At 70.2% G+C, this 24,469-nt stretch carries 28 protein-coding genes and 1 tRNA gene; 22 read left to right on the forward strand and 7 right to left on the reverse strand.

What is annotated here, in order from left to right:
• Positions 1-56: 56 nt before the first annotated feature.
• Positions 57-947, forward strand: coding sequence for a 4-hydroxy-tetrahydrodipicolinate synthase (gene dapA / locus EJV46_RS20895; protein ID WP_131550665.1), 891 nt, complete (start codon positions 57-59; stop codon positions 945-947).
• 35 nt (positions 948-982) lie between these two features.
• Here the strand turns inward: dapA and EJV46_RS20900 are convergent, their stop codons facing one another.
• Both EJV46_RS20900 and EJV46_RS20905 read right to left on the reverse strand, forming a co-directional pair.
• The gene (locus EJV46_RS20900; RefSeq protein ID WP_131550666.1) at positions 983-1,780 is read right to left on the reverse strand and encodes a 2-keto-4-pentenoate hydratase; all 798 of its coding nucleotides are present in this window, start codon (positions 1,778-1,780) and stop codon (positions 983-985) included.
• A 29-nt stretch (positions 1,781-1,809) separates the two neighbouring features.
• Entirely contained in the window at positions 1,810-2,601 is a 792-nt protein-coding gene (locus EJV46_RS20905; RefSeq protein WP_131550667.1) for a 2-keto-4-pentenoate hydratase, read from the reverse strand.
• Positions 2,602-2,747: 146 nt separating this feature from the next.
• Between EJV46_RS20905 and smpB the strand changes: the two genes are divergently transcribed.
• Together smpB and EJV46_RS20915 are read left to right on the forward strand one after the other, a co-directional pair.
• Positions 2,748-3,242 (forward strand): SsrA-binding protein SmpB, encoded by a 495-nt coding sequence (gene smpB / locus EJV46_RS20910; RefSeq protein ID WP_131550668.1) that lies wholly within the window; start codon positions 2,748-2,750, stop codon positions 3,240-3,242.
• Complete coding sequence (locus EJV46_RS20915) at positions 3,239-4,090, forward strand: S9 family peptidase (RefSeq protein ID WP_206020892.1); 852 nt, start codon at positions 3,239-3,241, stop codon at positions 4,088-4,090. The genes smpB and EJV46_RS20915 overlap by 4 nt, the downstream gene beginning before the upstream one ends.
• Here the strand turns inward: EJV46_RS20915 and EJV46_RS20920 are convergent.
• Entirely contained in the window at positions 4,074-5,042 is a 969-nt protein-coding gene (locus EJV46_RS20920) for a tripartite tricarboxylate transporter substrate-binding protein (protein WP_165585652.1), read from the reverse strand. The genes EJV46_RS20915 and EJV46_RS20920 overlap by 17 nt on opposite strands.
• Positions 5,043-5,178: 136 nt before the next feature.
• On the opposite strand from EJV46_RS20920, the gene EJV46_RS20925 reads away from it, so the two are divergent.
• The 13 genes from EJV46_RS20925 (at position 5,179) to EJV46_RS20985 (ending at position 16,458) form a co-directional block, all read left to right on the forward strand.
• Entirely contained in the window at positions 5,179-5,853 is a 675-nt protein-coding gene (locus EJV46_RS20925) for a sulfite oxidase-like oxidoreductase (RefSeq protein WP_131550671.1), read from the forward strand.
• Positions 5,846-6,382: a glutathione peroxidase gene (locus EJV46_RS20930; RefSeq protein WP_206020893.1), complete on the forward strand. Its 537-nt coding sequence runs from the start codon at positions 5,846-5,848 to the stop codon at positions 6,380-6,382. Before EJV46_RS20925 ends, EJV46_RS20930 begins: the two co-directional genes overlap by 8 nt.
• Positions 6,383-6,616: 234 nt before the next feature.
• Positions 6,617-7,108 carry a 2-amino-4-hydroxy-6-hydroxymethyldihydropteridine diphosphokinase gene (gene folK, locus EJV46_RS20935; protein ID WP_131550672.1) on the forward strand — a complete coding sequence of 164 codons (492 nt, stop codon included), beginning with the start codon at positions 6,617-6,619 and terminating at the stop codon, positions 7,106-7,108.
• Positions 7,109-7,199: 91 nt separating this feature from the next.
• Complete coding sequence (rpoZ, locus tag EJV46_RS20940) at positions 7,200-7,595, forward strand: DNA-directed RNA polymerase subunit omega (protein ID WP_131550673.1); 396 nt, start codon at positions 7,200-7,202, stop codon at positions 7,593-7,595.
• Between the two features lie 10 nt (positions 7,596-7,605).
• Complete coding sequence (locus EJV46_RS20945; protein WP_131550674.1) at positions 7,606-9,879, forward strand: bifunctional (p)ppGpp synthetase/guanosine-3',5'-bis(diphosphate) 3'-pyrophosphohydrolase; 2,274 nt, start codon at positions 7,606-7,608, stop codon at positions 9,877-9,879.
• A 156-nt stretch (positions 9,880-10,035) separates the two neighbouring features.
• Positions 10,036-10,455: a holo-ACP synthase gene (acpS, locus tag EJV46_RS20950; RefSeq protein WP_131550675.1), complete on the forward strand. Its 420-nt coding sequence runs from the start codon at positions 10,036-10,038 to the stop codon at positions 10,453-10,455.
• 55 nt (positions 10,456-10,510) lie between these two features.
• Positions 10,511-11,269, forward strand: coding sequence for a signal peptidase I (gene lepB / locus EJV46_RS20955; protein ID WP_131550676.1), 759 nt, complete (start codon positions 10,511-10,513; stop codon positions 11,267-11,269).
• Entirely contained in the window at positions 11,266-11,937 is a 672-nt protein-coding gene (gene rnc, locus EJV46_RS20960) for a ribonuclease III (RefSeq protein ID WP_131550677.1), read from the forward strand. The genes lepB and rnc overlap by 4 nt, the downstream gene beginning before the upstream one ends.
• Entirely contained in the window at positions 11,934-12,866 is a 933-nt protein-coding gene (gene era / locus EJV46_RS20965; RefSeq protein ID WP_240782685.1) for a GTPase Era, read from the forward strand. The genes rnc and era overlap by 4 nt, the downstream gene beginning before the upstream one ends.
• Position 12,867: 1 nt before the next feature.
• Complete coding sequence (locus EJV46_RS20970; RefSeq protein WP_131550678.1) at positions 12,868-13,083, forward strand: hypothetical protein; 216 nt, start codon at positions 12,868-12,870, stop codon at positions 13,081-13,083.
• A 2-nt stretch (positions 13,084-13,085) separates the two neighbouring features.
• Positions 13,086-13,847 carry a DNA repair protein RecO gene (gene recO / locus EJV46_RS20975; RefSeq protein ID WP_131550726.1) on the forward strand — a complete coding sequence of 254 codons (762 nt, stop codon included), beginning with the start codon at positions 13,086-13,088 and terminating at the stop codon, positions 13,845-13,847.
• On the forward strand, positions 13,840-16,071 hold the full coding sequence (gene parC, locus EJV46_RS20980; protein WP_131550679.1) for a DNA topoisomerase IV subunit A: 2,232 nt from the start codon (positions 13,840-13,842) through the stop codon (positions 16,069-16,071). The genes recO and parC overlap by 8 nt, the downstream gene beginning before the upstream one ends.
• 3 nt (positions 16,072-16,074) lie before the next feature.
• Positions 16,075-16,458 (forward strand): hypothetical protein, encoded by a 384-nt coding sequence (locus EJV46_RS20985; RefSeq protein WP_131550680.1) that lies wholly within the window; start codon positions 16,075-16,077, stop codon positions 16,456-16,458.
• 16 nt (positions 16,459-16,474) lie between these two features.
• On the opposite strand, the gene EJV46_RS20990 is transcribed toward EJV46_RS20985, so the two are convergent.
• The gene (locus EJV46_RS20990; protein ID WP_370323105.1) at positions 16,475-17,239 is read right to left on the reverse strand and encodes an arginyltransferase; all 765 of its coding nucleotides are present in this window, start codon (positions 17,237-17,239) and stop codon (positions 16,475-16,477) included.
• A 173-nt stretch (positions 17,240-17,412) separates the two neighbouring features.
• Between EJV46_RS20990 and EJV46_RS20995 the strand changes: the two genes are divergently transcribed.
• The gene (locus tag EJV46_RS20995) at positions 17,413-17,616 is read left to right on the forward strand and encodes a hypothetical protein (RefSeq protein WP_131550682.1); all 204 of its coding nucleotides are present in this window, start codon (positions 17,413-17,415) and stop codon (positions 17,614-17,616) included.
• A 22-nt stretch (positions 17,617-17,638) separates the two neighbouring features.
• Here the strand turns inward: EJV46_RS20995 and EJV46_RS21000 are convergent, their stop codons facing one another.
• From EJV46_RS21000 to speB, 3 genes are all read right to left on the reverse strand, one after another.
• Positions 17,639-18,043: a DUF6481 family protein gene (locus EJV46_RS21000; RefSeq protein ID WP_131550683.1), complete on the reverse strand. Its 405-nt coding sequence runs from the start codon at positions 18,041-18,043 to the stop codon at positions 17,639-17,641.
• A 46-nt stretch (positions 18,044-18,089) separates the two neighbouring features.
• A complete protein-coding gene (locus EJV46_RS22960; protein ID WP_165585653.1) occupies positions 18,090-18,227 on the reverse strand; it encodes a hypothetical protein in 138 nt (45 codons plus the stop codon).
• Positions 18,228-18,530: 303 nt separating this feature from the next.
• Positions 18,531-19,499 carry an agmatinase gene (gene speB / locus EJV46_RS21005; protein ID WP_131550684.1) on the reverse strand — a complete coding sequence of 323 codons (969 nt, stop codon included), beginning with the start codon at positions 19,497-19,499 and terminating at the stop codon, positions 18,531-18,533.
• Positions 19,500-19,641: 142 nt separating this feature from the next.
• On the opposite strand from speB, the gene EJV46_RS21010 reads away from it, so the two are divergent.
• From EJV46_RS21010 to EJV46_RS21030, 5 genes are all read left to right on the forward strand, one after another.
• Positions 19,642-19,718: transfer RNA gene (locus EJV46_RS21010), tRNA-Arg, on the forward strand.
• 115 nt (positions 19,719-19,833) lie between these two features.
• Positions 19,834-20,997 carry an aminotransferase class V-fold PLP-dependent enzyme gene (locus EJV46_RS21015; protein WP_131550685.1) on the forward strand — a complete coding sequence of 388 codons (1,164 nt, stop codon included), beginning with the start codon at positions 19,834-19,836 and terminating at the stop codon, positions 20,995-20,997.
• Positions 20,998-22,162: 1,165 nt separating this feature from the next.
• Complete coding sequence (locus EJV46_RS21020; RefSeq protein WP_131550686.1) at positions 22,163-22,573, forward strand: carboxymuconolactone decarboxylase family protein; 411 nt, start codon at positions 22,163-22,165, stop codon at positions 22,571-22,573.
• Between the two features lie 115 nt (positions 22,574-22,688).
• The gene (locus tag EJV46_RS21025) at positions 22,689-23,270 is read left to right on the forward strand and encodes an amino acid synthesis family protein (RefSeq protein WP_131550687.1); all 582 of its coding nucleotides are present in this window, start codon (positions 22,689-22,691) and stop codon (positions 23,268-23,270) included.
• Between the two features lie 2 nt (positions 23,271-23,272).
• Complete coding sequence (locus EJV46_RS21030; RefSeq protein ID WP_131550688.1) at positions 23,273-24,469, forward strand: amidohydrolase family protein; 1,197 nt, start codon at positions 23,273-23,275, stop codon at positions 24,467-24,469.

Genomic DNA, 24,469 nt, shown 5'->3' on the forward strand with positions numbered 1-24,469 from the left:
CGCAGCCCGTGCGGAAACACACGCCCAAGGTGCGCAAAGCACACAAGGAACCGCCAATGTCCAACCTTCGCCTGCAGGGATCGCTGACCGCCCTCATCACGCCCATGCATGCCGACGGCAAACTGGACGAGAAGGCCTTCGCGGACCTCGTGGAATGGCAGATCGCCGAAGGCACCGAGGGCCTGGTCCCCGTGGGCACGACCGGCGAATCCCCCACGCTGAGCCATGACGAGCACAAGCGCGTGGTGGAGATCTGCGTGAAGACGGCCCGCGGCCGCGTGCCGGTCGTCGCCGGCGCCGGCAGCAACAGCACCGCGGAGGCGATCGACCTCGCGCGCCATGCGAAGCAGGCCGGCGCGGATGCGACACTGGTCGTCACGCCCTACTACAACAAGCCGACGCAGGAGGGGATGTACCTCCACTTCACGGCGATCGCCGACGAGGTGGACCTGCCGCTCGTCATCTACAACATCCCGCCGCGCAGCGTGATCGACATGACGCCCGAGACCATGGGGCGCCTTGCGAAGCACAAGAACATCATCGGCGTGAAGGACGCGACGGCGAATCTCGCGCGGCCGCTGCACCAGCGCATGACCTGCGGGCCCGACTTCATCCAGCTCTCGGGAGAGGACCACACGGCGCTGGCGCTGATGGCGGCCGGCGGGCATGGCTGCATCTCAGTGACGAGCAACATCGCGCCGCGCCTCTGCGCCGACATGCACAAGGCCTGGCGCGAGGGCCGCATCCAGGACGCGATGGTCATTCAGGACCGGCTGGTCCCCGTTCACGACGCCCTGTTCTGCGAGACCTCGCCGGGCCCGGTGAAGTATGCGGCGAGCCTGCTGGGCCGGGGCAGCGAGTTCTGCCGGCTGCCGATGGCGCCGATCGCGGAGAGCTCGCGCCAGCGGGTCGAGAGCGCGATGCGCGGCGCGGGGCTGCTGAACTAGCTCCAGCGCCCGAACCGGGGGAGTGGAGCTCCCCCTCAGCGGAAATCGATCACCACCTCGCCCAGGCCGCCGAAGCGGGCGGTCTGGCGAGTCCCGCGTTCGGCCGGCTTCATGCCGGTGCAACTGCCCGTGGTCAGGATATCGCCCGCCCGTACGGGATGGCCGAGTCGCGCGGCCTCGTTCGCCACCCAGGCCAGCGAGGCCAGCGGGTCGCCCATCACAGCCGATCCATCCCCCCGAGCTACGACCACATCATCGACCAGCAGCGTGACGGGGATGGCGTTCAGCGCCTGGCCCGCCCAGGCGAGGGGCGCGCCGAGCACAAGCCGCCCGCCCGCCGCATTGTCTGCGATCAGCTGGGTATAGGGATAGCCGGGGACCCGCTGAACGCGCCGCTCGGCGATCTCGATGGCGGGGAAGACCCGGGCGATTTCAGCGGCGATGTCCCCGGGGGGCCAGTCCGTGCGCCCGGCGGGAAGGTCGGCCGCCAGCTCGAAGGCGAATTCGCATTCAGTGACCGGCGCCATAAGCTTATCGAATCCGACAGTGTAGGGTGCGCGGAAGATCCGGTCCCTCCGGAGGCGGCCCAGCATCGGCCGGTGCGCGCCCAGCGTGCGGATGTTGTCCCTGGCTGTCGCGCCGACCTTGAAGCCGCCCAGCTCATGGCCGAGGGCAGCCCAGACCCGCCAGGAGACCTCCAGCGCCTCGGCCTCGGTCAGCGGGGCGAGCTGCAGCGCCTCGGGGTGGAGCAGGGTTTCGGTCCTGTTGGCCTCGACCAGCAGGCGGGCGAGCCTGTCCTGGTTCTCGTTCAGTGTCCGGGCAGTGTCGAACATCGAAATCTCGCAAATGGGGAAGGGCGCGGTCAGGCGCCGTCGAAGGCGGTGAAGGCAATCTCGACGCGGCCGAGGGTGCCGAAATCGGCGGTAGCGGTCCCGCCGGGCGTCACGGGGTCGAGGCCGGTGCAGGTGCCGGTCGCGACGATCTCGCCGGCCAGCAGGCCCTGGCCCTGAGCCGAGAGATGCCGCACGAGCCAGGCCAGGACGTTCAGCGGGTCGCCCAGCGCGCGCGCGCCCGTGCCTGAGCCGCGCGCGATGCCGTCCACGAACATCTCGACGCGGTGCGGCCGCAGGTCCTGGCGGCGCCAGGGATGCCAGGGGCCGGTGACGAGGCCGATATGGGCGCTGCTGTCGGCCGTCGTGAGCAGGCGGCCCTGTTGGCCGAGCCCACCGGCGAAGCGCGAGCCGACCATCTCGATGGCACCAGCCACGGCCTCGATCGCGGCCGAGATGTCCTCCGGGGCATAGGGCGTGACGCGGGCGGGCAGGTCCCGGCCCAGGCGGAAGGCGAATTCCCCCTCGACGGCAGGGCCATGGGCGGCGGCGATCGGCAGCCGGGCCGGGCTTGCATGCGTGAAGGACGTGACAAGGCGGCCCGCGCCCGGCTCGGTGGTGCCGAGGATCCGCTGCGCCTCGGCGCTGGTGGAGCCGATCTTGTAGCCGCAGGGCGCCGAGCCGCTGAGAGCGATAACCTCGCGCTGGACGGCATAGGCCTCGTCCCGGTCGAGTGGCAGGCGGTGGCCTGCGCTCTCGACGGAGCGGCCCGTGCGCCGTGCCTCCCAAAGCGCGCGCGAAAGGGTGCGCAGTCCTTCATCCATGCCCAACGTCTCCCCATTCTCTAGGTCCGCCGTCACTAGGCAGGGCCGCAGCGCGCGGCAAGGCGGGGCGGCCTCTCTGTCCTCATCCGCGCACCTATGGTGTATGAAGCCCCAGAGGCAGCGCCTGCCGCATTTCCGAGGACATCATGGCGACCGCACCGCGCAAGAAATCGATCATCAGCGTGGGCACGGCGTCGCAGAACCGCCGCGCCCGCTACGACTACAAGATCGGCCAGACCTTCGAGGCCGGGCTCGTGCTCCACGGGCCCGAGGTGAAGAGCCTGCGCCTGGGCCGCGCCTCCATCGCCGAGGCCTGGGCGGGCGAGCGGGACGGTGAGATGTGGCTCTACGGTTGCCACATCCCGGAGTACCAGGCCGGCAGCTTCATGGCGAAGTTCGACCCCGTGCGGCCGAAGAAGCTGCTGCTGCACCAGAAGGAAATCCGCACGCTGGCCGGCGCGGTGACGCGCGAGGGCGCGACGCTGGTGCCGATGGAGATACTGTTCAACGAAAAGGGCCGCGCCAAGGTCGTGATCGGGCTGGCTCAGGGCAAGAAGATGCACGACAAGCGCGCCGACATCGCCAAGCGCGACTGGCAGCGCGACAAGGCGCGGGTCCTGCGCAACAAGACGGGCGATTGATCCGCCGGGCCCTCATCGCGGCGGCGGTGCTGATGAGCGGCGCCTGCGCCAACGGGCAGGAGCTTTCCGCCGAGGGCGCCGGCGAACTTGCCGCGATCGCGGCGCCCCACACCGACCGCCTCCTCAGCACCCGGATCTGCCGCCCCGCGGCCGGCGGCCTCGCGCGGCTGGTCGTCATCAACCACGGCTCGCCGGTGGACGCGGCGGCGCGCGCCGTCATGCGCCCCACGCCCTGCGACAGCGAGGCGGTGCGCTGGTTCACCTCGCGCGGCTATGTCGTGGCGATTCCCCTGCGGCGCGGCTACGGCGCGACCGGCGGCCCCTGGGCCGAGGCGTTCGGCGGCTGCGCGCGCGGCCATTACGGCCCCGCCGGGCTGGAATCGGCGCGCGATATCCTGGCGGTCACCCGCGCCATGCAGGCGCGGCCGGACGTGGCGCCCGGGCCGGCGCTGGTCGTCGGCCAGTCGGCGGGTGGCTGGGGCGCGCTGGCGCTCTCGAGCCTCAACCCGCCGGAGGTCGGTGCCATCGTGAGCTTCGCGGCCGGCCGGGGCGGCTGGCAGGGCGGCGTCGCAAACCAGGTCTGCCAAGAGGACCGGCTGGTGGCCGCGGCAGGCGATTACGGCCGGTCGGCCCGGGTGCCGACGCTCTGGGTCTATGCGGCCAATGACAGCTTCTTCGACCATGCCCTGGCCTCGCGCATGATCGAGGCCTATCGCGCGGGGGGCGGGAAGGCGGAGTTCTTCGCTGCCCCCGCCTTCGGGCGCGACGGGCACGGCTTCTTCTACGGGCCCGGCGGCAGCGCGGCCTGGGGGCCGCGGGTGGCGGCCTTCCTTACCCCTCGAGGCTGAGGCGGCGGTCCCGGATGACGCGGCTCCATTTCGCGTTCTCCGCGGCCACATGCGCGCGGGCGCCGGCCTCGTCGGTGCCGCGCAGGAGGAAGCCCGCGGAAGCGGCACGGGCCACGACATCGGGCTGGGCGATGGCCGCGTTCGCCACCTCCGTCAGCCGCGCCGCCACGGCGTCGGGCGTGCCGGCCGGAACCCACCACATCACCCAGCTATAGGCCTCGAAGCCCGGGACCACGCTCTCGCCGATGGTCGGCAGGTCGGGGAAGGCGGGCACCCGCCCGGCGGTGCCGACGGCCAGTGCGGGGAGGGCGCGGTCCGCGATGAGCGCCTGGGCCGCGGGCATGTCGACGATCGTGAAGTCCACCCGGCCGGCGCGCAGCTCGGTCAGGCTGGGCGCGCTGCCGCGGAAGGGGACATGGGTGATCTCGGCGCCGGTCATGCTGCGATACAGCTCGCCCGCCAGATGCGCGGGATTGCCCACGCCCCCGGAGGCGAAGGTGAAGCGGCCCGGATTGGCCTGGAGCTGGCTGTGCCATTCCCGCACGTTCCGGCCCGGGAAGTCGGGCCGGGTGACGAGCACGGTGGGCGTGATGGCCAGCATGGAGATCGGCCGGAAGTCGCGCACCGGGTCGTAGGGCGGCGGGTTCATCAGGAGCGGCCCGGTCAGCGAAGCGATGACGGCGACGAGGATCGTGTGCCCGTCCGCGGCCTCGCGCGCGACCATGTTGGAGCCGACGGTCGCGCCGGCTCCGGCGCGGTTCTCGACCAGAACGCTCTGCCCGAGCGCCGCCTGGGCGTGCGGCGCCATGAGCCGCGCCAGCAGGTCCGGGCTGCCGCCGGCCGGAAAGGGGACGATGAGCCGGACCGGCCGGGAGGGCGCCCAGCGCGGCTGGGCCAGAGCGGGGGCGGCGAGGGGTGTCGCCAGGGCGGCGAACACGCTGCGTCGAAGCATCTTGGCTTCACCTTCTTCTTCGTGACGACAGTCCCGCCCCTGAAGATGAAGGTAATGCAATGGAGCCCGCCGAGCCAGGATCATCTTGCATCGCCGGGCGGAAAGGGCACCTATCCCCCCAGCGAAGGACAGGACCATGAGTGAGCAGACCGACGGCGTGACCCTCTCCGGCTCCATCCGGGAGAAGCTGATCGCCAGCAAGGAGAAATGGGCCCGCGAGGGCCGCCTCCTCACCGGCGAGACCAGCACCCCCCAGGCCGACCGCCTGCCGCCCGGGCAGCGGCTGGTGCAGGATTTCCCGGTGCTCGACCTCGGTGTGCAGCCGGAGGTGAAGCTCGACCGCTGGCGCCTGCGCATCGAGGGGCTGGTGGAGGAGCGCCAGGCGCTCGACTGGGAGGCCTTCAACGCCCTGCCGCAGCAGGAGTGGAGGAACGACATCCACTGCGTCACCGCCTGGTCGCGCTACGACAACATCTGGCACGGCGTCTCCTCGCGCGACCTGCTGATGCTGGCCCGCCCCAAGCCCGAGGCGCGCTTCGTCGTCTTCCACTCCTATGACGGCTATACGACCAACGTGCCGCTGGAGGTCTTCGCGGCCGAGGAGGTGCTGGTCGCGCATTCCTGGAACAACGCGCCGCTGGAGCGCGTGCATGGCGGCCCGGCCCGCATCGTCATCCCGCGCTACTACTTCTGGAAGAGCGCCAAATGGGTGACGCGGATCGAGCTGCGCGCCGACGACCAGCCCGGCTTCTGGGAGGTGCGCGGCTACCACAACAATGCCGACCCCTGGCTGGAGGAGCGCTATGGTTGAGCGTCGTGCGCTACTGGCGGGGCTGGCGATGACCGGCCCCGCGATGGCGGGAGGTCCCGATGCCTTCGGCTTCAGCTTCGATGCCATCGAGGGCGGCCCGCTGCCGCTCGCGCAGTTCCGTGGCCGCGTGCTGATGATCGTCAACACCGCGAGCTTCTGCGGCTACACCCCGCAATACGCGGCGCTGCAGCGCCTGCACGACCGCTACGAGGCGCGCGGGCTGACCGTGATCGGCGTGCCCTCCAACGACTTCGACCAGGAGAGCACGGACGCCGGGAAGATCCGCGAGTTCTGCGACGGCATGTTCGGCATCGCCTTCCCGATCACGGCGCTGAACCATGTGAGGGGCGCCGGGGCGCATCCCTTCTTCGCCTGGGCGGCGCGCCAGGCGGGCCCGGTGGGCTGGAACTTCCACAAATATCTGGTGCGCCGCAACGGAACGCGCGTTGAGGGCTTCTCCAGCCGGACCGACCCGGAATCGCCCCAGGTGATCCAGGCGGTCGAGGCGGCACTCGACGCCGGCGCCTGAATCGGGGCGACCATTGAGCCTGGACGTTCTCGACCTGCCCGCAGGATGGCCGGGTCTCGCGCATGGCCTTCGCGCGGGGGAGCAGCGCCTCGGCCTGCGCGCCGCTGGTGGCGGCCTGCACCGCCATGGTGGGACGCCACAACATCGCTCCGGAGACGCCGTCGCCCCCGCCCGTCGATCGACCGGGCCGGCAGCACGTTTTCTGCGAGGCGATATGTCCTATCCGGGCCCGCGATGATCCTGATCGGCATCGGCGCGAACCTTCCCGGCCCGGACGGTTCCGCCCCCCGCGAGACCTGCCGCGCCGCGGCGGCCGCGCTGGACGCGCTGCCCGGCCTGCGGCTCCAGGCGCTCTCCCGCTGGTGGGAGAGCGCGCCCGTCCCGCCGATGCCGGGCGCGCCCTGGTTCGTGAACGGCGTGGCCCGGCTGGCGGGCGCGGCGGACCCGGCCGCCCTCCTGGCCGCGCTGCATGCGATCGAGGCGGCGCACCACCGCGCGCGGCCCTATCTCAATGCGCCCCGCACGCTGGACCTGGACCTGCTGGACTGCCATGGCCTCGTCCGCGACGGGCCGTCGCCGATCCTGCCCCATCCCCGGATGGCGGGGCGGGCCTTCGTCCTCCTCCCTCTGGCCGAGGTGGCCCCGGGCTGGCATCATCCGGCCACCGGCGAGGGAATCGCGGCGCTGACCGCCGCCCTTCCGCCCCAGGACCTCCGCCCGCTCTGAGCGGCTTGCGGAGTCGTGCCACAACGCTTATCTGAACGGTTCGCCGCGGTGCAGCAGGTCTGCGCCCGCCCCCCTATGCCCGAGGTATCTCATGGCGCGCGTCACCGTCGAAGACTGCATTCTCCAGGTCCCGAACCGTTTCGAGCTGGTCCTGCTCGCCGCCCAGCGCGCCCGCAACATCAGCCGCGGCGAGACGCTGACGATCGACCGCGACAACGACAAGAACCCCGTCGTGGCCCTGCGCGAGATCGCCGACCAGACCGTCGAGCTGCCCGCCCTCGAGCAGGACCTCATCAAGTCGCTGAGCCGCGCGCCGGAGCCGGAGCCCGTCGAGGACGAGGTGATGGACCTCATCGACACGAACGAGAACATCTTCGGCGTCATGGACGTGAACGAGGAACTGCCGGCCGAGATGGGCGGCGAGGAATTCTCGCCCGACGATCTCGAGGCGCAGCTCGCCGCCGAACTCGGCGGCCAGCCGGACTGAGGGCCGCCATTTGATCCCGCGCGCCACCCCGGGCGACCCGGCGGTTGCGCGCGCGCCTGAAGGGCTGGCGAATGGGGGGCTGGCCACCGGCGCCGCCGCCCCCGGCCTGGACGTGGTCCTGGAATTCTGTTCCCGGATCACCGCCGCCGACCCCCGTCTCGACGCCGACCTGATCCTGCGTGCCGGGCGCTTCGCCGCCGAGGCGCATGCGCAGCAGAAGCGCCAGAACGGCGAGCCCTATATCATCCATCCCGTCGCCGTAGCCGAGATCCTGGCCGGCTACCGGCTGGACACAGCCACCATCGCGACGGCCCTGCTGCACGACGTCGTCGAGGACACCGAATACAAGCTCCCCGAGATCGAGCGCCGCTTCGGCCCCGAGATCGCGCGCCTCGTGGACGGCGTCACCAAGCTCTCCCGCATCGAGGTGCAGAGCGAGCGCACCAAGCAGGCCGAGAACCTCCGCAAGCTGCTGCTGGCGCTGAGCGAGGACCTGCGCGTCCTGCTCGTGAAGCTCGCCGACCGGCTGCACAACATGCGCACGCTGAACTTCGTGACGAAGCCGGAGAGCCGGCACCGCACGGCGCGCGAGACGCTGGACATCTACGCCCCGCTGGCCGAGCGCATCGGCATCGAGGGGATGAAGATCGAGCTGGAGACGCTCGGCTTCCGCGAGCTGCACCCCGATGCCTGGGCGACCATCGCCCAGCGACTCACCTACCTGCGCGGCCGCTCGGCCGACATCATCCCCGACATCGAGCAGGAGCTGCGCGAGGCGCTGGAGATGAACGGCGTGCCGGTGGAGGAGGTGCTCGGCCGCGAGAAGTCGCCCTACTCCATCTGGCGCAAGATGCAGGCCAAGAACGTCGCCTTCGAGGGCCTTTCGGACGTGATGGCTTTCCGCATCATCGTGCCGGAGCGGGCGCAGTGCTACCTGGCGCTCGGCGCCATCCACGATGCCTTCAAGGTGATCGCCGGCCGCTTCAAGGACTATATCTCCACGCCCAAGACCAACGGCTACCAGTCGCTCCACACGGGCGTGCTGCTGCCGGGCCGGCGCGACGAGGCGAAGATCGAGGTGCAGATCCGCACGCGCGAGATGCACCACATCGCGGAGTTCGGCCTGGCCGCGCACTGGATCTACAAACAGGGCGGCGAGGCCGCGCCCGCGCGCAGCTTCCCCTGGGTGCGCGCCCTCATCGACATCCTGGAGAACGAGCCCGAGGCCAATGAGGCGATGGAGAGCACGAAGCTCGAGCTCCATCGCGAGCTCGTCTTCTGCTTCAGCCCCAAGGGCGACCTGATCGAGCTGCCGCGCGACGCCACGCCGGTGGATTTCGCCTATCACGTCCACAGCCAGGTCGGCGACGCCTGCGTGGGCGCCAAGGTGAACGGGCGCATCGTGCGGCTGCACGACAAGCTCGAGAACGGCGACCAGGTCGAGATCATCACGGCCAAGGGCGGGCAGCCCAATCCGGCCTGGCTGAAATTCGTGAAGTCGGGCAAGGCGCAGGCGCGCATCCGCCGCTTCGCCCAGGCCGAGGAGAAGCAGAAGCAGCGCGACGAGGGCCGCACCGCCATCGTGAAGATGTTTCGGCAGAACGGGCTGGAATTCACCGAGAAGCTGCTGGAGCCCGCGGTGAAGGCGCTGCGCCAGTCGGGCGTGGAGGAGCTGTATCACGCGGTCGCCTCCGGCAGCATCTCGGCGCGCGACGTGGTGCATGCCGCCTTCCCGGAGCTGCGCGCGCCGCAGCGCGCGGCGGAGCCGATGGCGCTGGTGGCCGGCCGTGCCCGGCTCGGCCGCGGCTCCGGGCTGAAGCAGGCTTCCGTGCCCGCCGCGCCGATCACGGGCGTGGTGGCGGGAATGCAGCTCCATTTCGCGCAGTGCTGCCATCCAATCCCGGGCGACCAGATCGTCGGCATCGTCACCACCGGCAAGGGCGTCACCATCCACACCCAGGACTGCCACATGCTGGAGAACTTCTCCGCCACGCCCGAGCGCTTCCTCGATGTGGACTGGGAGCAGGGGGCGCTCGGCCCGGCCACGCATGTGGTGCGCCTCGCCGTCGCGGCGGTGAACGGCCAGGGGCTGCTCTCCGGCGTCGCCAATGCCATCAGCAAGCAGAAGGCGGTGTTGACCAACCTGCGCCTCGGCCGGCGCGAGGACGACGAGTGCGACCTGAACATCGACGTGGAGGTGCGCGACACCCGGCATCTGGCCGAGCTCATGGGCACGCTGCGCGCCTGCGAGGGCGTGATCCGCGTGGACCGGGCGCGGAGCTGAGATGCCCGTAATGCGAAGAGTGGCCGCGCCGCTCCCGGAAAGCGGCCGCGACTGCGACCGGCGCCGCCCACTCCACCTTCCGGCCGGGCGCTCCAGTGGCGCGGCGAAGCCAAGCGCGCGGAGCGCGCGCCCGGCGTCTGAGGGCTTGGAAAACTCATGATTCTCGGCATCGGCAACGACGTCTGCGACATCCGCCGCATCGAGGCGGTGATGGCGCGCCACGGCCAGCGCTTCCTCGCGCGCGTCTTCACCCCCGTCGAGCGGGCGAAGGCCGAGCGCCGGGCCGAAAAAATCCGGTCCGGGACCTATGCCAAGCGCTTCGCCGCCAAGGAGGCCGCCAGCAAGGCGCTGGCCACCGGCTTCCGGGCCGGCGTCTTCATGCAGGATCTCGGCGTGGTGAACCTGCCCTCCGGCCAGCCCACCCTGAAGCTGACCGGCGGCGCCGCGGCGCGCCTCGCCGCCATGACGCCCCCCGGCCATCGGGCCGAGATCGCGCTGACCATGACGGACGAGTATCCTTACGCGAGCGCCATCGTGATCATCTCGGCCGTGCCGCTTTCCTTGCCTCTTCCTTGACACCCGAGGGCGCCTGGGTTCAATCCCGGGCCTCAAACGCGCGGTCCCCTGTCCCATGGCGAAATCCACCACCTTGGCGGTTAAGAAGAAGTCGGGCGGCTGGCTCGAGAGCGTGAAGACGGTCGTCTACGCCGCCCTCATTGCCATCGGCATCCGCACCGTCGCCTTCGAGCCGTTCAACATCCCCTCGGGCTCCATGATCCCGACCTTGCTGGTGGGCGACTATCTCTTCGTCTCCAAGTACTCCTACGGCTATTCGCGCCATTCCATGCCCTTCAGCCCGAACCTCTTCGAGGGGCGGATCTTCGGCGCCATGCCGCAGCGCGGCGACGTCGCGGTCTTCAAGCTGCCGCGCGACACGAGCCAGGACTACATCAAGCGCATCGTCGGCCTGCCGGGCGACATCATCCAGGTCCGTCGCGGCGTCCTGCACATCAACGGCCAGCCGGTGCGGCTGGAGCCGCTGGGGCCCTATGTCGCCGAGGGCGACGGGCCGCGCATGACGGTCCAGCAGTATCGCGAATTCCTGCCGAGCGGCCGCTCGCACCTTATCATCGAGCAGTCGAACGACGGTCCGCTCGACAACACGCCGGAATTCCGCGTGCCGGACGGGCATGTCTTCGCCATGGGCGACAACCGCGACAACAGCCTCGACAGCCGCGTGCCGAGCGCGGTGGGCTTCGTGCCGGTCGAGAATCTGGTGGGCCGGGCCGAGTTCATCTTCTTCTCGGTGGATGGCAGCGCGCGCTGGTGGGAGGTCTGGGGCTGGCCCTTCGCCATCCGCTACTCGCGCCTCTTCTCCGCGGTGCGATGACCGATCCCCTTCAGGAGCGCCTCGGCCACCGCTTCCGCAACACGGCGCTGCTCGAACAGGCGCTGACCCACCGCTCGGCGGCCGATCCGCGCCGACGCATGCTGGATTCCAACGAGCGGCTGGAGTTCCTGGGCGACCGGGTGCTCGGGCTTTGCATCGCCGAATGGCTGGCCGAGCGCTTCCCGCAGGAGCGCGAGGGCGACCTCGGCAAGCGGCTGGCGACCCTCTGCTCGCAGGACGTCATCGCGCCGATCGCCGAGAGGATGGGCCTGGCCGAGGCGCTGCGCGTGCCGCCCTCCGAGGGCCGCACGGGGCTCCGCGCCCGGGCGACGGTGCTGGCAGACGCGCTGGAGGCGGTGCTCGGCGCCATTTACCTGGATGCCGGGCTCGAGGTGGCGCAGAAGGTGGTGCGGCGCGAATGGGCGGCGGCGATCGAGGTGGACGCCAAGCCGCCGGTCAGCGCCAAGAATCGATTGCAGGAGTGGACCTTGGGGCGCGGCCTCGGACTTCCCGATTATCAGCATGTCTCCGTGAACGGGCCTTCGCATGCGCCGGTCTTCGTCGTGACGGTGCTCGCCGCCGGCCGCTCGGCCGAGGGCATGGGCGAAAGCAAGCGCGCGGCGGAACAGGCCGCGGCCGAATCCTGGCTCGGGGGGATCCAGTCATGAGCGACGCGCCCAGGGCGACACCCTCCGTCCCGATGGAGCAGCAGCGCTGCGGCTTCGTCGCCATCCTCGGCGCGCCGAATGCGGGGAAATCCACGCTGGTGAACGCCATGGCGGGCACCAAGGTCACCATCGTCTCGCCCAAGCCGCAGACCACGCGCTTCCGCGTGCGCGCCGTGCTGATCGAGGGCGAGGCGCAGATCGTGCTGGTGGACACGCCCGGCATCTTCTCTCCCCGCCGCCGGCTGGACCGCGCCATGGTCTCGGCCGCCTGGGGCGGGGCCAAGGACGCCGATTTCTCGCTGCTGGTCGTGGACGTGAAGAGCGGCCTCACCGAGGCGGTGCGGACCATCATCGAGCGGCTGGCGGAGCAGAAGCGCACGGTCTGGCTGGCGCTGAACAAGGTGGACCTGCTGCCGCGCGAGATCCTGCTGCCGCTCGCCGCCAAGCTTCACGAGATGCTGCCCTTCGCCGAAACCTTCATGATCTCCGCCGAGAAGAACAAGGGCCTCGACAAGCTGCGCGAGAAGCTGGCCGAGGCCATGCAGCCCGGCCCCTGGATGTTCCCCGAGGACGAGCTCTCCGACCTGCCCAACCGCATGCTGGCCGCCGAGGTCGTGCGCGAGCAGATCCTGCGCCAGACGCATGAGGAGGTGCCGCACTACGCCTCGGTGGAGACCGAGAGCTGGACGGAGCGGCCGGACGGCAGCGCCCGGGTGGACTGCACCATCTACATCGCCCGCGCCTCGCAGAAGGCCATTCTGATCGGCGACGGCGGAACCCGCATCAAGGAGATCGGCCGCAAGGCCCGGCTGGAGCTGACCGCGCTGCTGGAGCGGCCCATCCACCTCTTCCTCAACGTGAAGGAGCGGCCGGGCTGGGATGAGGAGCGCGGCCGGATCCGGGCGCTCGGCCTGGAGGATGAGGGCTAGCATGCGGCGCGCCTGGGTGAAGGCCTGGGCCGTCACGGCCTTCCTCGGCGTGGCGACGGGGCTGGCAATGGCCATCACGCCGCACAGCTGCAACTTCCACGGGCGCTGCCCCTGGACCAGCGATCTGGGGCTCTTCCTGATCGGCGCGCCGCTGACCGCGCTGTCCTTCCTCGTCGCACTGGGGATGAGCCTCTACGCCTGGTGGCGGGCGCGATGAGCGTGGAATGGATGGCGCCGGCCATCGTCCTTTCCGGCCGGCCCCATGGCGAGACCGGCGTCGTCGTGACCCTGCTGACCGAGGCCCATGGCCGCCATGCCGGCTTGGCCAAGGGTGGCGCATCGCGCGCCCAGGCCGCGCTCTGGCAGCCGGGCAACCTCATCGAGGCCCGCTGGGTCGGCCGGCTGGCGGATCAGCTGGGCGCCGTCTCGGGCGAGATGGTCCATGCCGCCGCCGCCAGGGCGATGGACGACCCGCTGGCGCTCTCCATCCTCCTGGCCGCCTGCGCCGTCGCCGAGGGCGCGCTGCCCGAGCGCGAGGCGCATCCCGCTTGTTTCCACGGGCTGGTCCGCGTCATCGCGGCCCTGGCGCGCGGGCCGGAGGATGCCTTGCCGCTGCTGGTCCAATGGGAGGCGGGACTGCTCGCCGAGCTGGGCTACGGCCTCGACCTGACCAGCTGCGCCGCCACCGGGGCGACCGAAGGCCTCGTCTGGGTATCGCCGAGATCCGGCCGTGCCGTCAGCGAGGCAGCGGGTGCGCCCTATGCCGGCCGGCTCCTGGCCCTTCCGGCCTTTCTCCGCGACGATACAAAGCCGTCCTATGTCCAGGAATGGCTTGCAGGACTCCGCCTGACCGGCTTCTTCCTCTCCCGGGACGCCTTCGGCCTCCAGCACCGGCCTTTGCCCCATGCACGGGTGATGCTGCAGGACCGCCTGACCACCACCACGGACTCCACCACCACGGAATCGAGTGAGAATGCCTGACGATCTGGTACCGAAAGAGCCGGGCAATATCCGCGACACGCACCTCGCTGAGGCGCTGAGCGAACGCTACCTCGCCTATGCCATGTCCACCATCATGGCGCGCTCGCTGCCCGATGTGCGCGACGGGCTGAAGCCCGTGCATCGCCGGCTGCTCTGGGCGATGCATCAGCTCAAGCTCGACCCCGCCTCGGGCTTCAAGAAATGCGCCCGCATCGTCGGCGACGTGATGGGCAAGTACCACCCGCATGGCGACAGCTCGATCTACGAGGCGCTGGTCCGCCAGGCGCAGGAATTCGCCGCGCGCTACACGCTGGTCGAGGGGCAGGGCAACTTCGGCAATATCGACGGCGATAACGCGGCCGCCATGCGCTACACCGAGGCGCGGCTGACCGAGGTCGCGCAGGCGCTGCTCAGCGGCATCGACGAGGATTCGGTCGATTTCCGCGCCACCTATGACGGCGAGGACAAGGAGCCGGTGGTGCTCCCCGCCGCCTTCCCGAACCTGCTGGCCAATGGCGCGACAGGCATCGCCGTCGGCATGGCGACCTCGATCCCGCCGCACAATGCGGGCGAGCTCTGCGCCGCCGCGCTGGAGCTGATCGCCAATCCGAACGCCACCACGGCCGACCTGCTGAAGCACGTCCCCGGTCCCGACTTCCCGACCGGCGGCGTGCTCGTGGAGAGCGCCGAAGCCATAGCCGAGGCCTACGAGACTGGGCGCGGCGGCTTTCGCGTGCGCGCCAAATGGCACGAGGAGCCGCAGAAGGGCGGCGGCAAGCTGATCGTCGTGACCGAGATTCCCTATCAGGTCCAGAAGTCGAAGCTCATCGAGCAGATCGCGCTTCTCCTGGAGGAGAAGAAGTTGCCGCTGCTGGCCGATGTCCGCGACGAGAGCACCGAGGCCGTGCGCCTGGTGCTGGAGCCGCGCAACCGCAACGTCGAGCCCGCCGTGCTGATGGAGACGCTGTTCCGCGCCACCCAGCTGGAGAGCCGCTTCAGCCTCAACATGAACGTGCTCGATGCGACGCGGACCCCGCGCGTCATGGGCCTGCGCGATGCGCTGCGCGCCTGGCTCGACCACCGGCACGTGGTGCTGATCCGCCGCACCAACCACCGGCTGGCCGCCATCGCGCGGCGGCTGGAGGTGCTGGCCGGCTATCTGATCGCCTATCTCAACCTCGACGAGGTGATCCGTATCATCCGCACCGAGGACGAGCCGAAGACAAAGCTGATGGCCCGCTTCGAGCTCACCGAGGTCCAGGCGGAGGCCATCCTCAACATGCGCCTGCGCGCCTTGCGCAAGCTCGAGGAAATGGAGATCCGCAAGGAGCACGACAAGCTCAGCAAGGAGCAGAAGCAGCTCCATGGCCTGCTCGCCAGCACGGCGAAGCAGTGGGCCGCCATCGGCAAGGAAGTGGAAGACGCGCGGAAGAAGTTCGGCTCCGGTGCGCTGGGCGACCGCCGCACCGCCATCGGCTCCGGCGTGCCCGCCGTCGTCGTGGACGAGAGCGCCTTCATCGAGCGCGAGCCGCTGACCGTGGTGCTCTCCGAGAAAGGCTGGATTCGTGCGCTGAAGGGCCATCTCGCCGAGGATGCGGAGCTGCGCTTCAAGGAGGGCGACAACCTCGCCTTCCGCATCGCCGTCCAGAGCACCGACCGCCTTGTCATCTTCGCGAGCAACGGGAAGGCCTATACGCTGCGTTGCGACACCCTGCCGCGCGGCCGCGGCGACGGGCAGCCGCTGCGCCTCATCGTGGACCTGCCGAACGAGGACAGCGTGCTGGCGATGTTCCTGCCGGAAGCGGACCAAAAGTTCCTGGTGGCGGCGACGGACGGCAAGGGCTTCCTGGTCGAGGGCGGGGAGTTCCTGGCCGAGAAGCGCACCGGCAAGCAGATCATGGGGCTGGAGGGCGCCACCCGCGCCGCGCTCTGCGTGCTGGCCGAGGGGGATTCCGTGGCGGTGCTCGGCGACAATCGCAAGCTGCTGATCTTCCCGCTGGAGCAACTGCCGATCATGACGCGCGGCCGCGGCGTGCAGCTGCAATCCTACAGGGACGGCGGCCTGGCCGACGCCAAGGTCTTCGCCGCCGCCGAGGGCCTGTCCTGGCAGCTGGGCGAGCGCACGCGCACCGAGTTCGACCTGACGGCTTGGCGCGGCAACCGGGCCGGTGCAGGAAAGCTGCCGCCCAATGGCTTCCCCCGCAGCAACCGGTTCGGAAACTGATCCATGCGCCTGCTTCTGCCCGCCGCCATGATCCTGCTCGCCGCCTGGCCGGCCGAGGCACAGCGGGGCGGCCCGCATGACGGCACCTATGTCGGCCATCGCGTGCAGGAGTGCCGCCGCAGCGGCCGCTCGGGCGCGCAGCTGCTGACCGCCGAGGTGCATGGCGCGACGATGACCATCCCCGGCTTTCCCGGTGACCGGCCGATGGAGGCGAGCATCGACGCCGGCGGCGCCGTGCGGATGCCGCGGTTGGGCACCTTCGGCGAGGGGACGGGACAGATCTTCGAGGGGCCGAACAATGCGCGGCGCTTCACCGGCTCGCATCCCGGCCGCAATGACTGCCAGCTGACCTATGACCTGCTGCGGCGGAGCCCCGGGCGGCGATAGGCCGGGCGGCGGCAGCTCAGCCGGCGATGACGGCCTCGCCGGTGGCGGGAATCTCCTCGCCCAGAGGGCGCCAACTGCCCTGCACCAGGACCTCGGCCGGCCTGTAGCCGGCCTTGTAGGACATCTTCCGGCTCTCCGGGACCCAGTAGCCCAGATAGACATAGGGCAGGCCGCTGCGGTTCGCCTCGGCCAGCAGCCACATCACCGCGAAGGCGCCAAGGCTGCGGCGATCCTCCTCCGGTGCGAAGAAGCTGTAGACGGCGGAAAGCCCGTCCGAGAGCCAATCGGTCAGGCAGCCGCCGAGCAGGCGCCCGCCCGGCTCGCGGAACTCGACGATACCGGTGGTGATGGGCGTGTCCTCCACCATGGCGCGGTAGTCGTAGAAGCCCATCGCGGCCATGTCGCCGCCGCCGTGACGGGACTGCTGGTAATGCTGGAAGAGCGCGAACTGCTCGGCGGTGGCGCGGGCGGGCGTGGCGCGGACCTCGAGGTCCGCGTTTCGCGCGAGCACCTTCCGCTGCGTCCGGTTGGGCACGAAATCGGCGGCGCGGACGCGGATCGGGATGCAGGCGCGGCAGCCGGGGCAGACCGGCGAGTAGGCGATGTTGTGGCTGCGGCGGAAGCCGGCGCGCGAGAGCTTGTCGTGCAGGGCCTCGGAATCCGGGCCCGTTAATTCGGTCACGATCTTCCGCTCCGTCCTGCCGGCCAGATAGGGGCAGGGGAGAGGCGTCGTGGTGTAGAAGAACTGCGGGCGTCGGGTGCGGCTTTGCAAGGCCCCAATCTCGCGGGTTGTGCGGGGGATTTCAATAGGATCGCGCGGCAGGGATGAAGGGCCAGCGGGCCGGGGCGGCCGGTCCCGGCCATCCTGCGGGAATCCGGTCGCAATCCGCCATGCGCCGCACCATGTATGGGAGGCCCGGGTTCGATCCGGCCAGAAGATGGAACGGACAAGCCATGGCTCAGCACAAGTTCAGCGTCGGTCAGAACGTCGCCCTCGTCCCGAGCGGCTTCTTCAACGTGAAGCGCGGCCCCTACAAGGTCCTGCGCATACTGGCCAATGACGGGATCGACTGGGAGTACCACGTCAAGCACGTGGGCGACGGCCACGAGCGCATGGTGCGGCAGAGCGAGATTCTAGAAGGCGCCGCTCCGGCCTGAGGCCGGAGCGGTATCGATCGGGCTACTTGCGCCGCGACTGCCGGGCCGCATAGCGCGCGTCGCGCGCCAGCTTCTGCTGCTTCATCAGCTCGATGGCCTGGGCCTTCGCCGCATTGGCCGAAGCCAGGCGCTCGCGCTCGGCTTCCTCCGCCTGGGCCCGAAGCGCCGCGGCTTCGGCTTCAGCGGCCGCGGTCGCCGCGGCGGCCGCAGCGGCCTGGGCCTCCGCAGCCGCGCGGAGCTCGGCCGCGCGCTTGGCGATGCGCTCCTGACGGGCTTCGGCGACGGCGACTCGCGCCTGCATCCGCTCGATGACGGTCGGATCGTCCAGCTTCGGCGCCAGCGCGGCGAACCGCGCCTGTGCGGCCTTGCGTGCGGCTTCTGACGACTTGGCACGATCCTGGTGGCGATCGTTCCTTGGGCTTTGCATGGAGATGGGGTGGTTTCCTGTATCCGGGAGGTGGGGTGTCTCTGTCTCAGCCGAGGATGGCGAGCACGATGTCGCGAAGCTCAGACTGAGACAGGCTGACGGGGGGAGCCGCCTCGATGGACGGCTTCGGCTGGGGCAGCAGCTGCTTGGCATGCGCGCCCGTGTTGGTATGGAAATGATTCATGTTGCGTTCCGGCGGGCGCTCTGGCGGCGTCCTGCCGATATCCTTGATTCGATAGAGTTCGTCCGCGGCCCGGAATCGGGCTCGGGATCAATCTTTTCGTGAAGAGGACCGGTGCAGGACGCAAGCTCTGCGTCGCGAATACGGGTCCGAGCCAAAAAGGCTGATGGCCCTATATATGAGCCCGGATCCGGAATGGCAAGAAATTTCGGGCGGTTGCGGATGAAGGGCTCGAGCAGATGACGCGGATATTCCGCAACGATGGGCGCTGAACGCCGATCGGAGCGGCCGTGCCGCGGCCTGACGTCAGCGGCGGCCGGCCCGCGCCGCGGCCAGGAGGCACAGCATCTCGAACATCATGGTCGCCCCGACCATGGCTGTATTGCCGGTGGGATCGAAAGGCGGGGAGACCTCCACGAGATCCGCGCCGAGGAAATCGAGGCCCCTCAGCCCACGCAGCAGGCGCATCGCCTCGCGGGGCGTGAGCCCGCCGACCTCGGGCGTGCCGGTGCCCGGCGCGAAGGCCGGGTCCAGGCTGTCGATGTCGAAGGTGAGGTAGGCCGGCCCGGCGCCGATGACGCGGCGGGCCTCGGCAATCACGCCCTCCGGCCCCAGCTCCTCGCATTCCTCGATGCGGAGGATGCGGATGCCGGCGGCCATGGCCCATTCCATGTCGTCGGTCTCGTAGAGCGTGCCGCGGATGCCGATCTGCACGATGCGCCTGGGGTCGAGGATTCCCTCCTCGACGGCGCGGCGGAAGGGCGTGCCGTGGGTGAACCTGCTGCCGCCGAAATAGGTGTCGGCCGTGTCGGAATGCGCGTCGAAATGGACCAGGCCGAGCGGCGGCGTCGCCGGCGCGGCGCGCTTCAGCCCCCGCAGCAGGGGCAGGGACATCAGGTGGTCGCCGCCGGCGCCCAGCACCCAGGCGCCGGCCGTTCGAATGGCCGCCACGCGCGCCTCGACCAGTTCCAGCGTCTTCATCACGTCCACCGGATTGGTCTCGGCATCGCCCAGGTCGGCCACGCGGCAGAGCTTGTAGGGCTCGACCAGGCTCACCGGATGCACCCGCCGCATCAGTGTCGAGGCGTCGCGCAGGGCCCGGGGACCGTGGCGCGTACCGGGGCGGTTGGTGACCGCGCCATCGAAGGGAATCCCGAGGATGGCGATGTCGATCCCCTCGGCCGATTCGCGGATCGGCAGTCGCATGAAGCTGGCCGGCGCGGCGAAGCGGGGGGTGACCAGCCCATCCACGGGGCGCGGGGCGTCGTTCGGCATGCTCGCTCCTTCGGCTGGTGCAGGGGAACCAGTGGCCCGAGCCTGGACGCGGTCCTGGCTGCCGGCAAGGCCGGCCTCGGAGGGGGCCGCGCGAAGCGGCCCTTCCCCGACGCGACCGCATGCGCTACTGAGGCGGCGGTCGGGACCCGTAGCTCAGCTGGATAGAGCGCTGCCCTCCGAAGGCAGAGGTCGATGGTTCGAATCCATTCGGGTCCGCCAAGCTTCCCGACTTTCGGGCCGGTTTCCCGTCGCCCCTTCGGCCGCGCGGGTCTCAGGCGTTGGCTGGCCGGCGGGTGATGTCCTAGGCTCACCTCGCACGTCCAAGGAAGCCGGAATGCTCGCCTGCCAGCGCCATCTCTTCGACATCCCGCGCGATGTCGCCTACCTCAACGCCGCCGCCTGGTCGCCGCTGCCCCTCTCGGTGCAGGAGGCGGGGCGGATGGGCGTCGGGCGAAAGACCCGTCCGTGGGAGGTGGATCCGGCGCTGCCGGGCCGAGTGGTCGAGCGCGCGCGCGGGGCCGCCGCCGCGCTGATCGGCGCCGAGGCCCAGGATGTCGCGGTGATCTCCTCCGTCTCCTACGGCGTGGCCGTGGCGGGGAAGATCTTCGCCCCGCCCGCCGGATCCCGCGTGCTGGTGTTCGAAGACGACCATTCCTCGCCCGTGCTGGAATGGCTCGCCCGTGCGCCCGCGCAGGGCTTCGCCGTCGAGACGGTGAAGCGCCCGGCCGACGGCGATTGGACGGCGGCCATGGAGGAGGCGATCGCAAGGCCTGGCGCGCCGATTTCGATCGCCTCGATCTCGAACCTGCATTGGGCCGATGGCGCCCTGCTCGACATGGATCGGATCGCGGCGGCGCTGAGGGCCAAGGGGGCCGCTCTCCTGGTGGATGCGACGCATGGCGCGGGGATGATGGACCTCGACGTGAAGCGCATCGACCCCGATTTCCTGATCTTCCCGACCTATAAATGGGTTCTCGGGCCCTACGGCCGCGCCTTCCTCTACATCGCGAGGCGCCACCAGGATGGCGTGCCGCTGGAGCAGACCGGCTTCGGCCGAAAGGGCGTGCTGAACGATCGCTCGCCCTATCTGTCGGACCTGTCCTACGCGCCGACCGCGCGGCGCTTCGACATGGGCGAGCGCGACCATTTCGTCGGGCTCGAGATGGCGGCGGAGGGCCTCGAACTGATGGCGTCCTGGGGTCATGCCGCGATCGGCGAACGCTGCGCGATGCTGACCGCAAGGCTGGAGGAAGGGCTGGCCGCAAGCGGCGCCGTTCTGCCAAGGCGGGCCCTGCGCGCGCCGCACATCCTCAGCGTCTCCTTCCCTAAGGGCATGCCCGCCGGCTTCATCGAGGCCCTGGCCGCGGAGAAGGCCTTCGCGGCGCCCCGGCTGGGCCGGCTGCGCATCAGCCCGCATGTCTACAACGACGAAGAGGACATGGACCGCTTCGTCGCCGCCTATGAGCGCTGTCTGCGCGGCGCCGCCGTCGCGGCCTGAGCGCCTCGGGCCGGCTGCCGGGCCGGAACTCGGGAAGGCTTTCCGACCATCGCCGCCGGAAGGCTCTCCGGCCGGCAAGGCGAGCGCCGGCCGCGTCCTGATCGCTGATATTCATTATATTCTTCCGGCGTTTCCCGCTTGTCTGTGCCGGATCGGCATGATTGCTTTCGCCCGCTGGCCGGGGTGGCAGGACGGTTCTTCCGAACGTGACTGCAGGCACGCTCCTCGAGGTGCGGATCTCGAGCCGGTTCCTCGGCCAGCACCTCGCCCAGCTTCGCTTCGAAGGCCAGACGGCGCGCGGAGCTGTCCGAGACGCCAACTCGTCCGCCGGACACCCGAGCCAGGTACGCTCGAGGAATCCGCTGCCCCGCCGCCGTTTCCGGCTTGGTTCCCGTGAACGGCTCCGCTAAAATTGGCTGCTGCAGCAGCGCTGAAGGAAGCGCTATTTTGCGGAGGGACGCCTCAGCGAATGGACCATGGCACGGGGCTGAAACGCTCCGTGGAGCGATGGAGCCGGTGTCGAGACCGGCCTGCAGTGGTGCAGCCCGGCGCGGGTCTCCCGGCCGGGCTGCTGCTTCTCCACCGGCGCCTCTCGGCGCCCAGGCCGGCCTCGGCCCGGTCCTACAACCCGTTCCGCCCAGCCCCATTCGCCGCGCCCTGGGAGGCCTGCTCCAAACCCATCGGGGTGATCCTCCAACCCTTCTCGTGCGGCTTGCCGGGGGAGGCCTCCTCAGCCGTGAAGCCGCCTCGCGTCAGTTCGGTCAAGGTGCGATGGCCGATCCCGCGCGGGAAATGGCCGATCCGATGGACGCGGCCGATCGAGGCGGCGAGCACGGCCAGGGCCTCGAGATGTCTGGGTCTGAGCAGGGGTGATTTCATCGGGTCTCGCCCTCCCTTGCAGATTGACGGCGGCATTCCGCGTCCCAAACGCCGTGGCGATCCCATTCGTTGCCCGGTCCTTATAATAAGCGCGCCGGCCGTCGGATGCGAGCCTATCTGCCGGAATTTTCAATGGAAAGTTAATTCCGCGGCATGTCGGATCTGACGAGCCTATGCGATGGGTTCCTGCCGTCGCCGCCCTCTCCGGCCCGGAAGGGCAGGCGGGCGGGATGACGCTCGCCGCATAAGCGTCCATCGTGACGGCGAACGCGCGAGGGGCTGAAGCATGGCGGACATCACGGAAGAGGCGATCCGGCAGGGCGTCGAGAGCTTCATGGCGACCTTCGGCCGGCTGCCGCCGAACTTCGCCCTGATGGCCGAGCACGCGCCGGGCGCCTTCGCCGGCTATGGGCTGATGCGCTCCCATGTCATGCGGGACCGGCAGGAAGGCGGTGCGCTGGATCTCAAGACGAAGGAGCTGGTCTTCGCCCTTCTCGACACATTGGTCGGGCAGACGACGGGCGCGAGGAACCACGCGGCGGCTGCGATGCGGCTGGGCCTGACCTTGCCGGAGCTGGCGGAGGGCCTCGTGCAGGTCATGATGGTGGGCGGCATCACGACCTGGAACGTGTCGGGCGCCGAGGTGATGCGCCACTGCGTCGAGCTCCAGAAGGCCGCCAGCCACGAAACCGGCTGAGCGGGCCCAGCGGGCGCCTCGCCGCAGCCAAAAGACTTCGTGAAATGGCTTCTCTTGCAAGGCATAAGATCATCTGACAGTCTGCGGCAGGACCATTGCCTGGGAAGAATCGCTGATGCAGATCGAGATCCGCCGCTGGATGACCGTCGTCGAGAACAAGATGATGGAAGCCGGCCGCCCTGGGGAGCCCCCGCTGCGCAAGGTCGGCGTGATCGCCGTGGTGAAGAATCCCTATGCCGGCCGCTACGAGGCGGACCTTTCGCCCGCCATCGAGGCCAGCGCCGCCGTGGGCGAGTTCATGTCGAAGCTCGCCATCGAAGCCATGGGCGGCCTGCCGGTGGAGAGCTACGGTAAGGGCGGCGTCGTCGGCCTGGGCGGCGAGGTCGAGCATTCCAACGCCATGCTCACCACCACCTTCGCCGAGCCGCTGCGCCGGGCCGTGGGCGGCGCCCAGGCCTGGATTCCCTCCTACACCAAGCTCGCCGCGCCCGGCTGCACGATCGACGTGCCGCTGGCGCACAAGGACGCGCTCTACGTCCGCTCGCATTACGACGGCATGACCCTGACCCTGCCGACGGACGCGCCCGCGGCGGACGAGGTCGCGCTCATCGTCGTTCTCGCCAATCGCGGCCGCATCAATGCGCGCGTCGGCGGCCTGAAGGCCAGCGAGATCGGCGGCCAGGACGGGCTGCGCTGAGCATGCGGACCGCGATCGTCAATCTCGGCGGCATCGTCACGGGCGACCTCGCGTCGCCGACCGCGGCCGGCGACGCCATCCTGCTGGAGGAGGGGAAGATCACCTCGGTCGGCAGCATCGACGCCGCCGCCCTGGCCTCGGCCGATGTGGTGGTGGATGCCGGCGGGACGATCGCGATCCCCGGGTTGATCGACAGCCACGTCCACATCACCTTCGGCGACTATACCCCGCGCCAGAAGGTGGTGGGCTTCCTCGAGAGCTACCTGCATGGCGGCGTCACCACCGCCATCACGGCCTCCGAGGTCCATGTGCCGGGCCGGCCCAAGGATCCGGCCGGCGTGAAGGCGCTGGCGCTCGCCGCCCGCGCCTGCTTCCTGAACTACCGCCCGGGGGGCATGCGCGTGCATGCCGGCTCCATCATCCTGGAGCCGGGCCTGACCGAGGCGGACATCGCCGAGCTCGCCGCCGCCGGCCTCTGGCTCGCCAAGGCCGGCTTCGGCGCCTTCGACACCCCTTACGGCTATGCCGAGCCGATGGCCTGGGCGCGCAAGCACGGCATGGTCACCACCATGCACACGGGCGGCTCCTCCATCCCCGGCTCCTCGGGCATCTGGGCCGAGCACGTGCTGGCGGCCAACGCGCACGTCTCCTTCCACGTGAATGGCGGCCCCGTCGCCATGCCGGAGGAAGGCTTCGCCCGGCTGGTAAACGAGAGCGACATGGCGCTGCAGATCTGCACCGCCGGTAACCTCCGCACCGCGCTGAAGACCGCGAAGCTGCTCGACGAGGCCGGCCAGCCCGAGCGCCTCCTCATCGCGACCGACACGCCGACCGGCAGCGGCATCATGCCGCTCGGCATGCTCTACACCATCAGCCACCTGACGAGCCTCGGCGGCATGGCGCCCGAGCAGGCGATCGCGGCGGCCACCGGCAACAATGCCCGCGCCTATCGCCTCAACAGCGGCACCCTGGCGCCGGGCCGCGACGCCGATGTCGTGCTGATCGACGCCTGCGCCGGCGGCGCCTGCGGCGACGCCCTCTCCGCGCTGGACAATGGCGACATCCCCGCCGTCGCCGCCGTCTTCACGGACGCCGTGCCGCGCTTCGTGGGCCGCAGCCGCAACACGCCGGCCGCGATCCGCCAGGTGCGCGTGGCGCAGTGCCGGCTGCCCATGGACTTCTCCGGCGGGGGGCACTGA

It is taken from the genome of Roseococcus sp. SYP-B2431 (genome assembly GCF_004336745.1).
In the GTDB taxonomy this organism is placed as follows: Bacteria; Pseudomonadota; Alphaproteobacteria; order Acetobacterales; family Acetobacteraceae; genus Roseococcus.

Bases quoted from the DNA above. Each gene is read 5' to 3' on its own strand.
- dapA (WP_131550665.1), top strand. From the start codon at position 57: ATGTCCAACCTTCGCCTGCAGGGATCGCTGACCGCCCTCATCACGCCC.
- EJV46_RS20900 (WP_131550666.1), bottom strand. From the start codon at position 1,780: ATGTTCGACACTGCCCGGACACTGAACGAGAACCAGGACAGGCTCGCC.
- EJV46_RS20905 (WP_131550667.1), bottom strand. From the start codon at position 2,601: ATGGATGAAGGACTGCGCACCCTTTCGCGCGCGCTTTGGGAGGCACGG.
- smpB (WP_131550668.1), top strand. From the start codon at position 2,748: ATGGCGACCGCACCGCGCAAGAAATCGATCATCAGCGTGGGCACGGCG.
- EJV46_RS20920 (WP_165585652.1), bottom strand. From the start codon at position 5,042: ATGCTTCGACGCAGCGTGTTCGCCGCCCTGGCGACACCCCTCGCCGCC.
- EJV46_RS20925 (WP_131550671.1), top strand. From the start codon at position 5,179: ATGAGTGAGCAGACCGACGGCGTGACCCTCTCCGGCTCCATCCGGGAG.
- EJV46_RS20930 (WP_206020893.1), top strand. From the start codon at position 5,846: ATGGTTGAGCGTCGTGCGCTACTGGCGGGGCTGGCGATGACCGGCCCC.
- folK (WP_131550672.1), top strand. From the start codon at position 6,617: ATGATCCTGATCGGCATCGGCGCGAACCTTCCCGGCCCGGACGGTTCC.
- rpoZ (WP_131550673.1), top strand. From the start codon at position 7,200: ATGGCGCGCGTCACCGTCGAAGACTGCATTCTCCAGGTCCCGAACCGT.
- acpS (WP_131550675.1), top strand. From the start codon at position 10,036: ATGATTCTCGGCATCGGCAACGACGTCTGCGACATCCGCCGCATCGAG.
- lepB (WP_131550676.1), top strand. From the start codon at position 10,511: ATGGCGAAATCCACCACCTTGGCGGTTAAGAAGAAGTCGGGCGGCTGG.
- rnc (WP_131550677.1), top strand. From the start codon at position 11,266: ATGACCGATCCCCTTCAGGAGCGCCTCGGCCACCGCTTCCGCAACACG.
- era (WP_240782685.1), top strand. From the start codon at position 11,934: ATGAGCGACGCGCCCAGGGCGACACCCTCCGTCCCGATGGAGCAGCAG.
- EJV46_RS20970 (WP_131550678.1), top strand. From the start codon at position 12,868: ATGCGGCGCGCCTGGGTGAAGGCCTGGGCCGTCACGGCCTTCCTCGGC.
- parC (WP_131550679.1), top strand. From the start codon at position 13,840: ATGCCTGACGATCTGGTACCGAAAGAGCCGGGCAATATCCGCGACACG.
- EJV46_RS20985 (WP_131550680.1), top strand. From the start codon at position 16,075: ATGCGCCTGCTTCTGCCCGCCGCCATGATCCTGCTCGCCGCCTGGCCG.
- EJV46_RS20995 (WP_131550682.1), top strand. From the start codon at position 17,413: ATGGCTCAGCACAAGTTCAGCGTCGGTCAGAACGTCGCCCTCGTCCCG.
- EJV46_RS21000 (WP_131550683.1), bottom strand. From the start codon at position 18,043: ATGCAAAGCCCAAGGAACGATCGCCACCAGGATCGTGCCAAGTCGTCA.
- EJV46_RS22960 (WP_165585653.1), bottom strand. From the start codon at position 18,227: ATGAATCATTTCCATACCAACACGGGCGCGCATGCCAAGCAGCTGCTG.
- speB (WP_131550684.1), bottom strand. From the start codon at position 19,499: ATGCCGAACGACGCCCCGCGCCCCGTGGATGGGCTGGTCACCCCCCGC.
- EJV46_RS21015 (WP_131550685.1), top strand. From the start codon at position 19,834: ATGCTCGCCTGCCAGCGCCATCTCTTCGACATCCCGCGCGATGTCGCC.
- EJV46_RS21020 (WP_131550686.1), top strand. From the start codon at position 22,163: ATGGCGGACATCACGGAAGAGGCGATCCGGCAGGGCGTCGAGAGCTTC.
- EJV46_RS21025 (WP_131550687.1), top strand. From the start codon at position 22,689: ATGCAGATCGAGATCCGCCGCTGGATGACCGTCGTCGAGAACAAGATG.
- EJV46_RS21030 (WP_131550688.1), top strand. From the start codon at position 23,273: ATGCGGACCGCGATCGTCAATCTCGGCGGCATCGTCACGGGCGACCTC.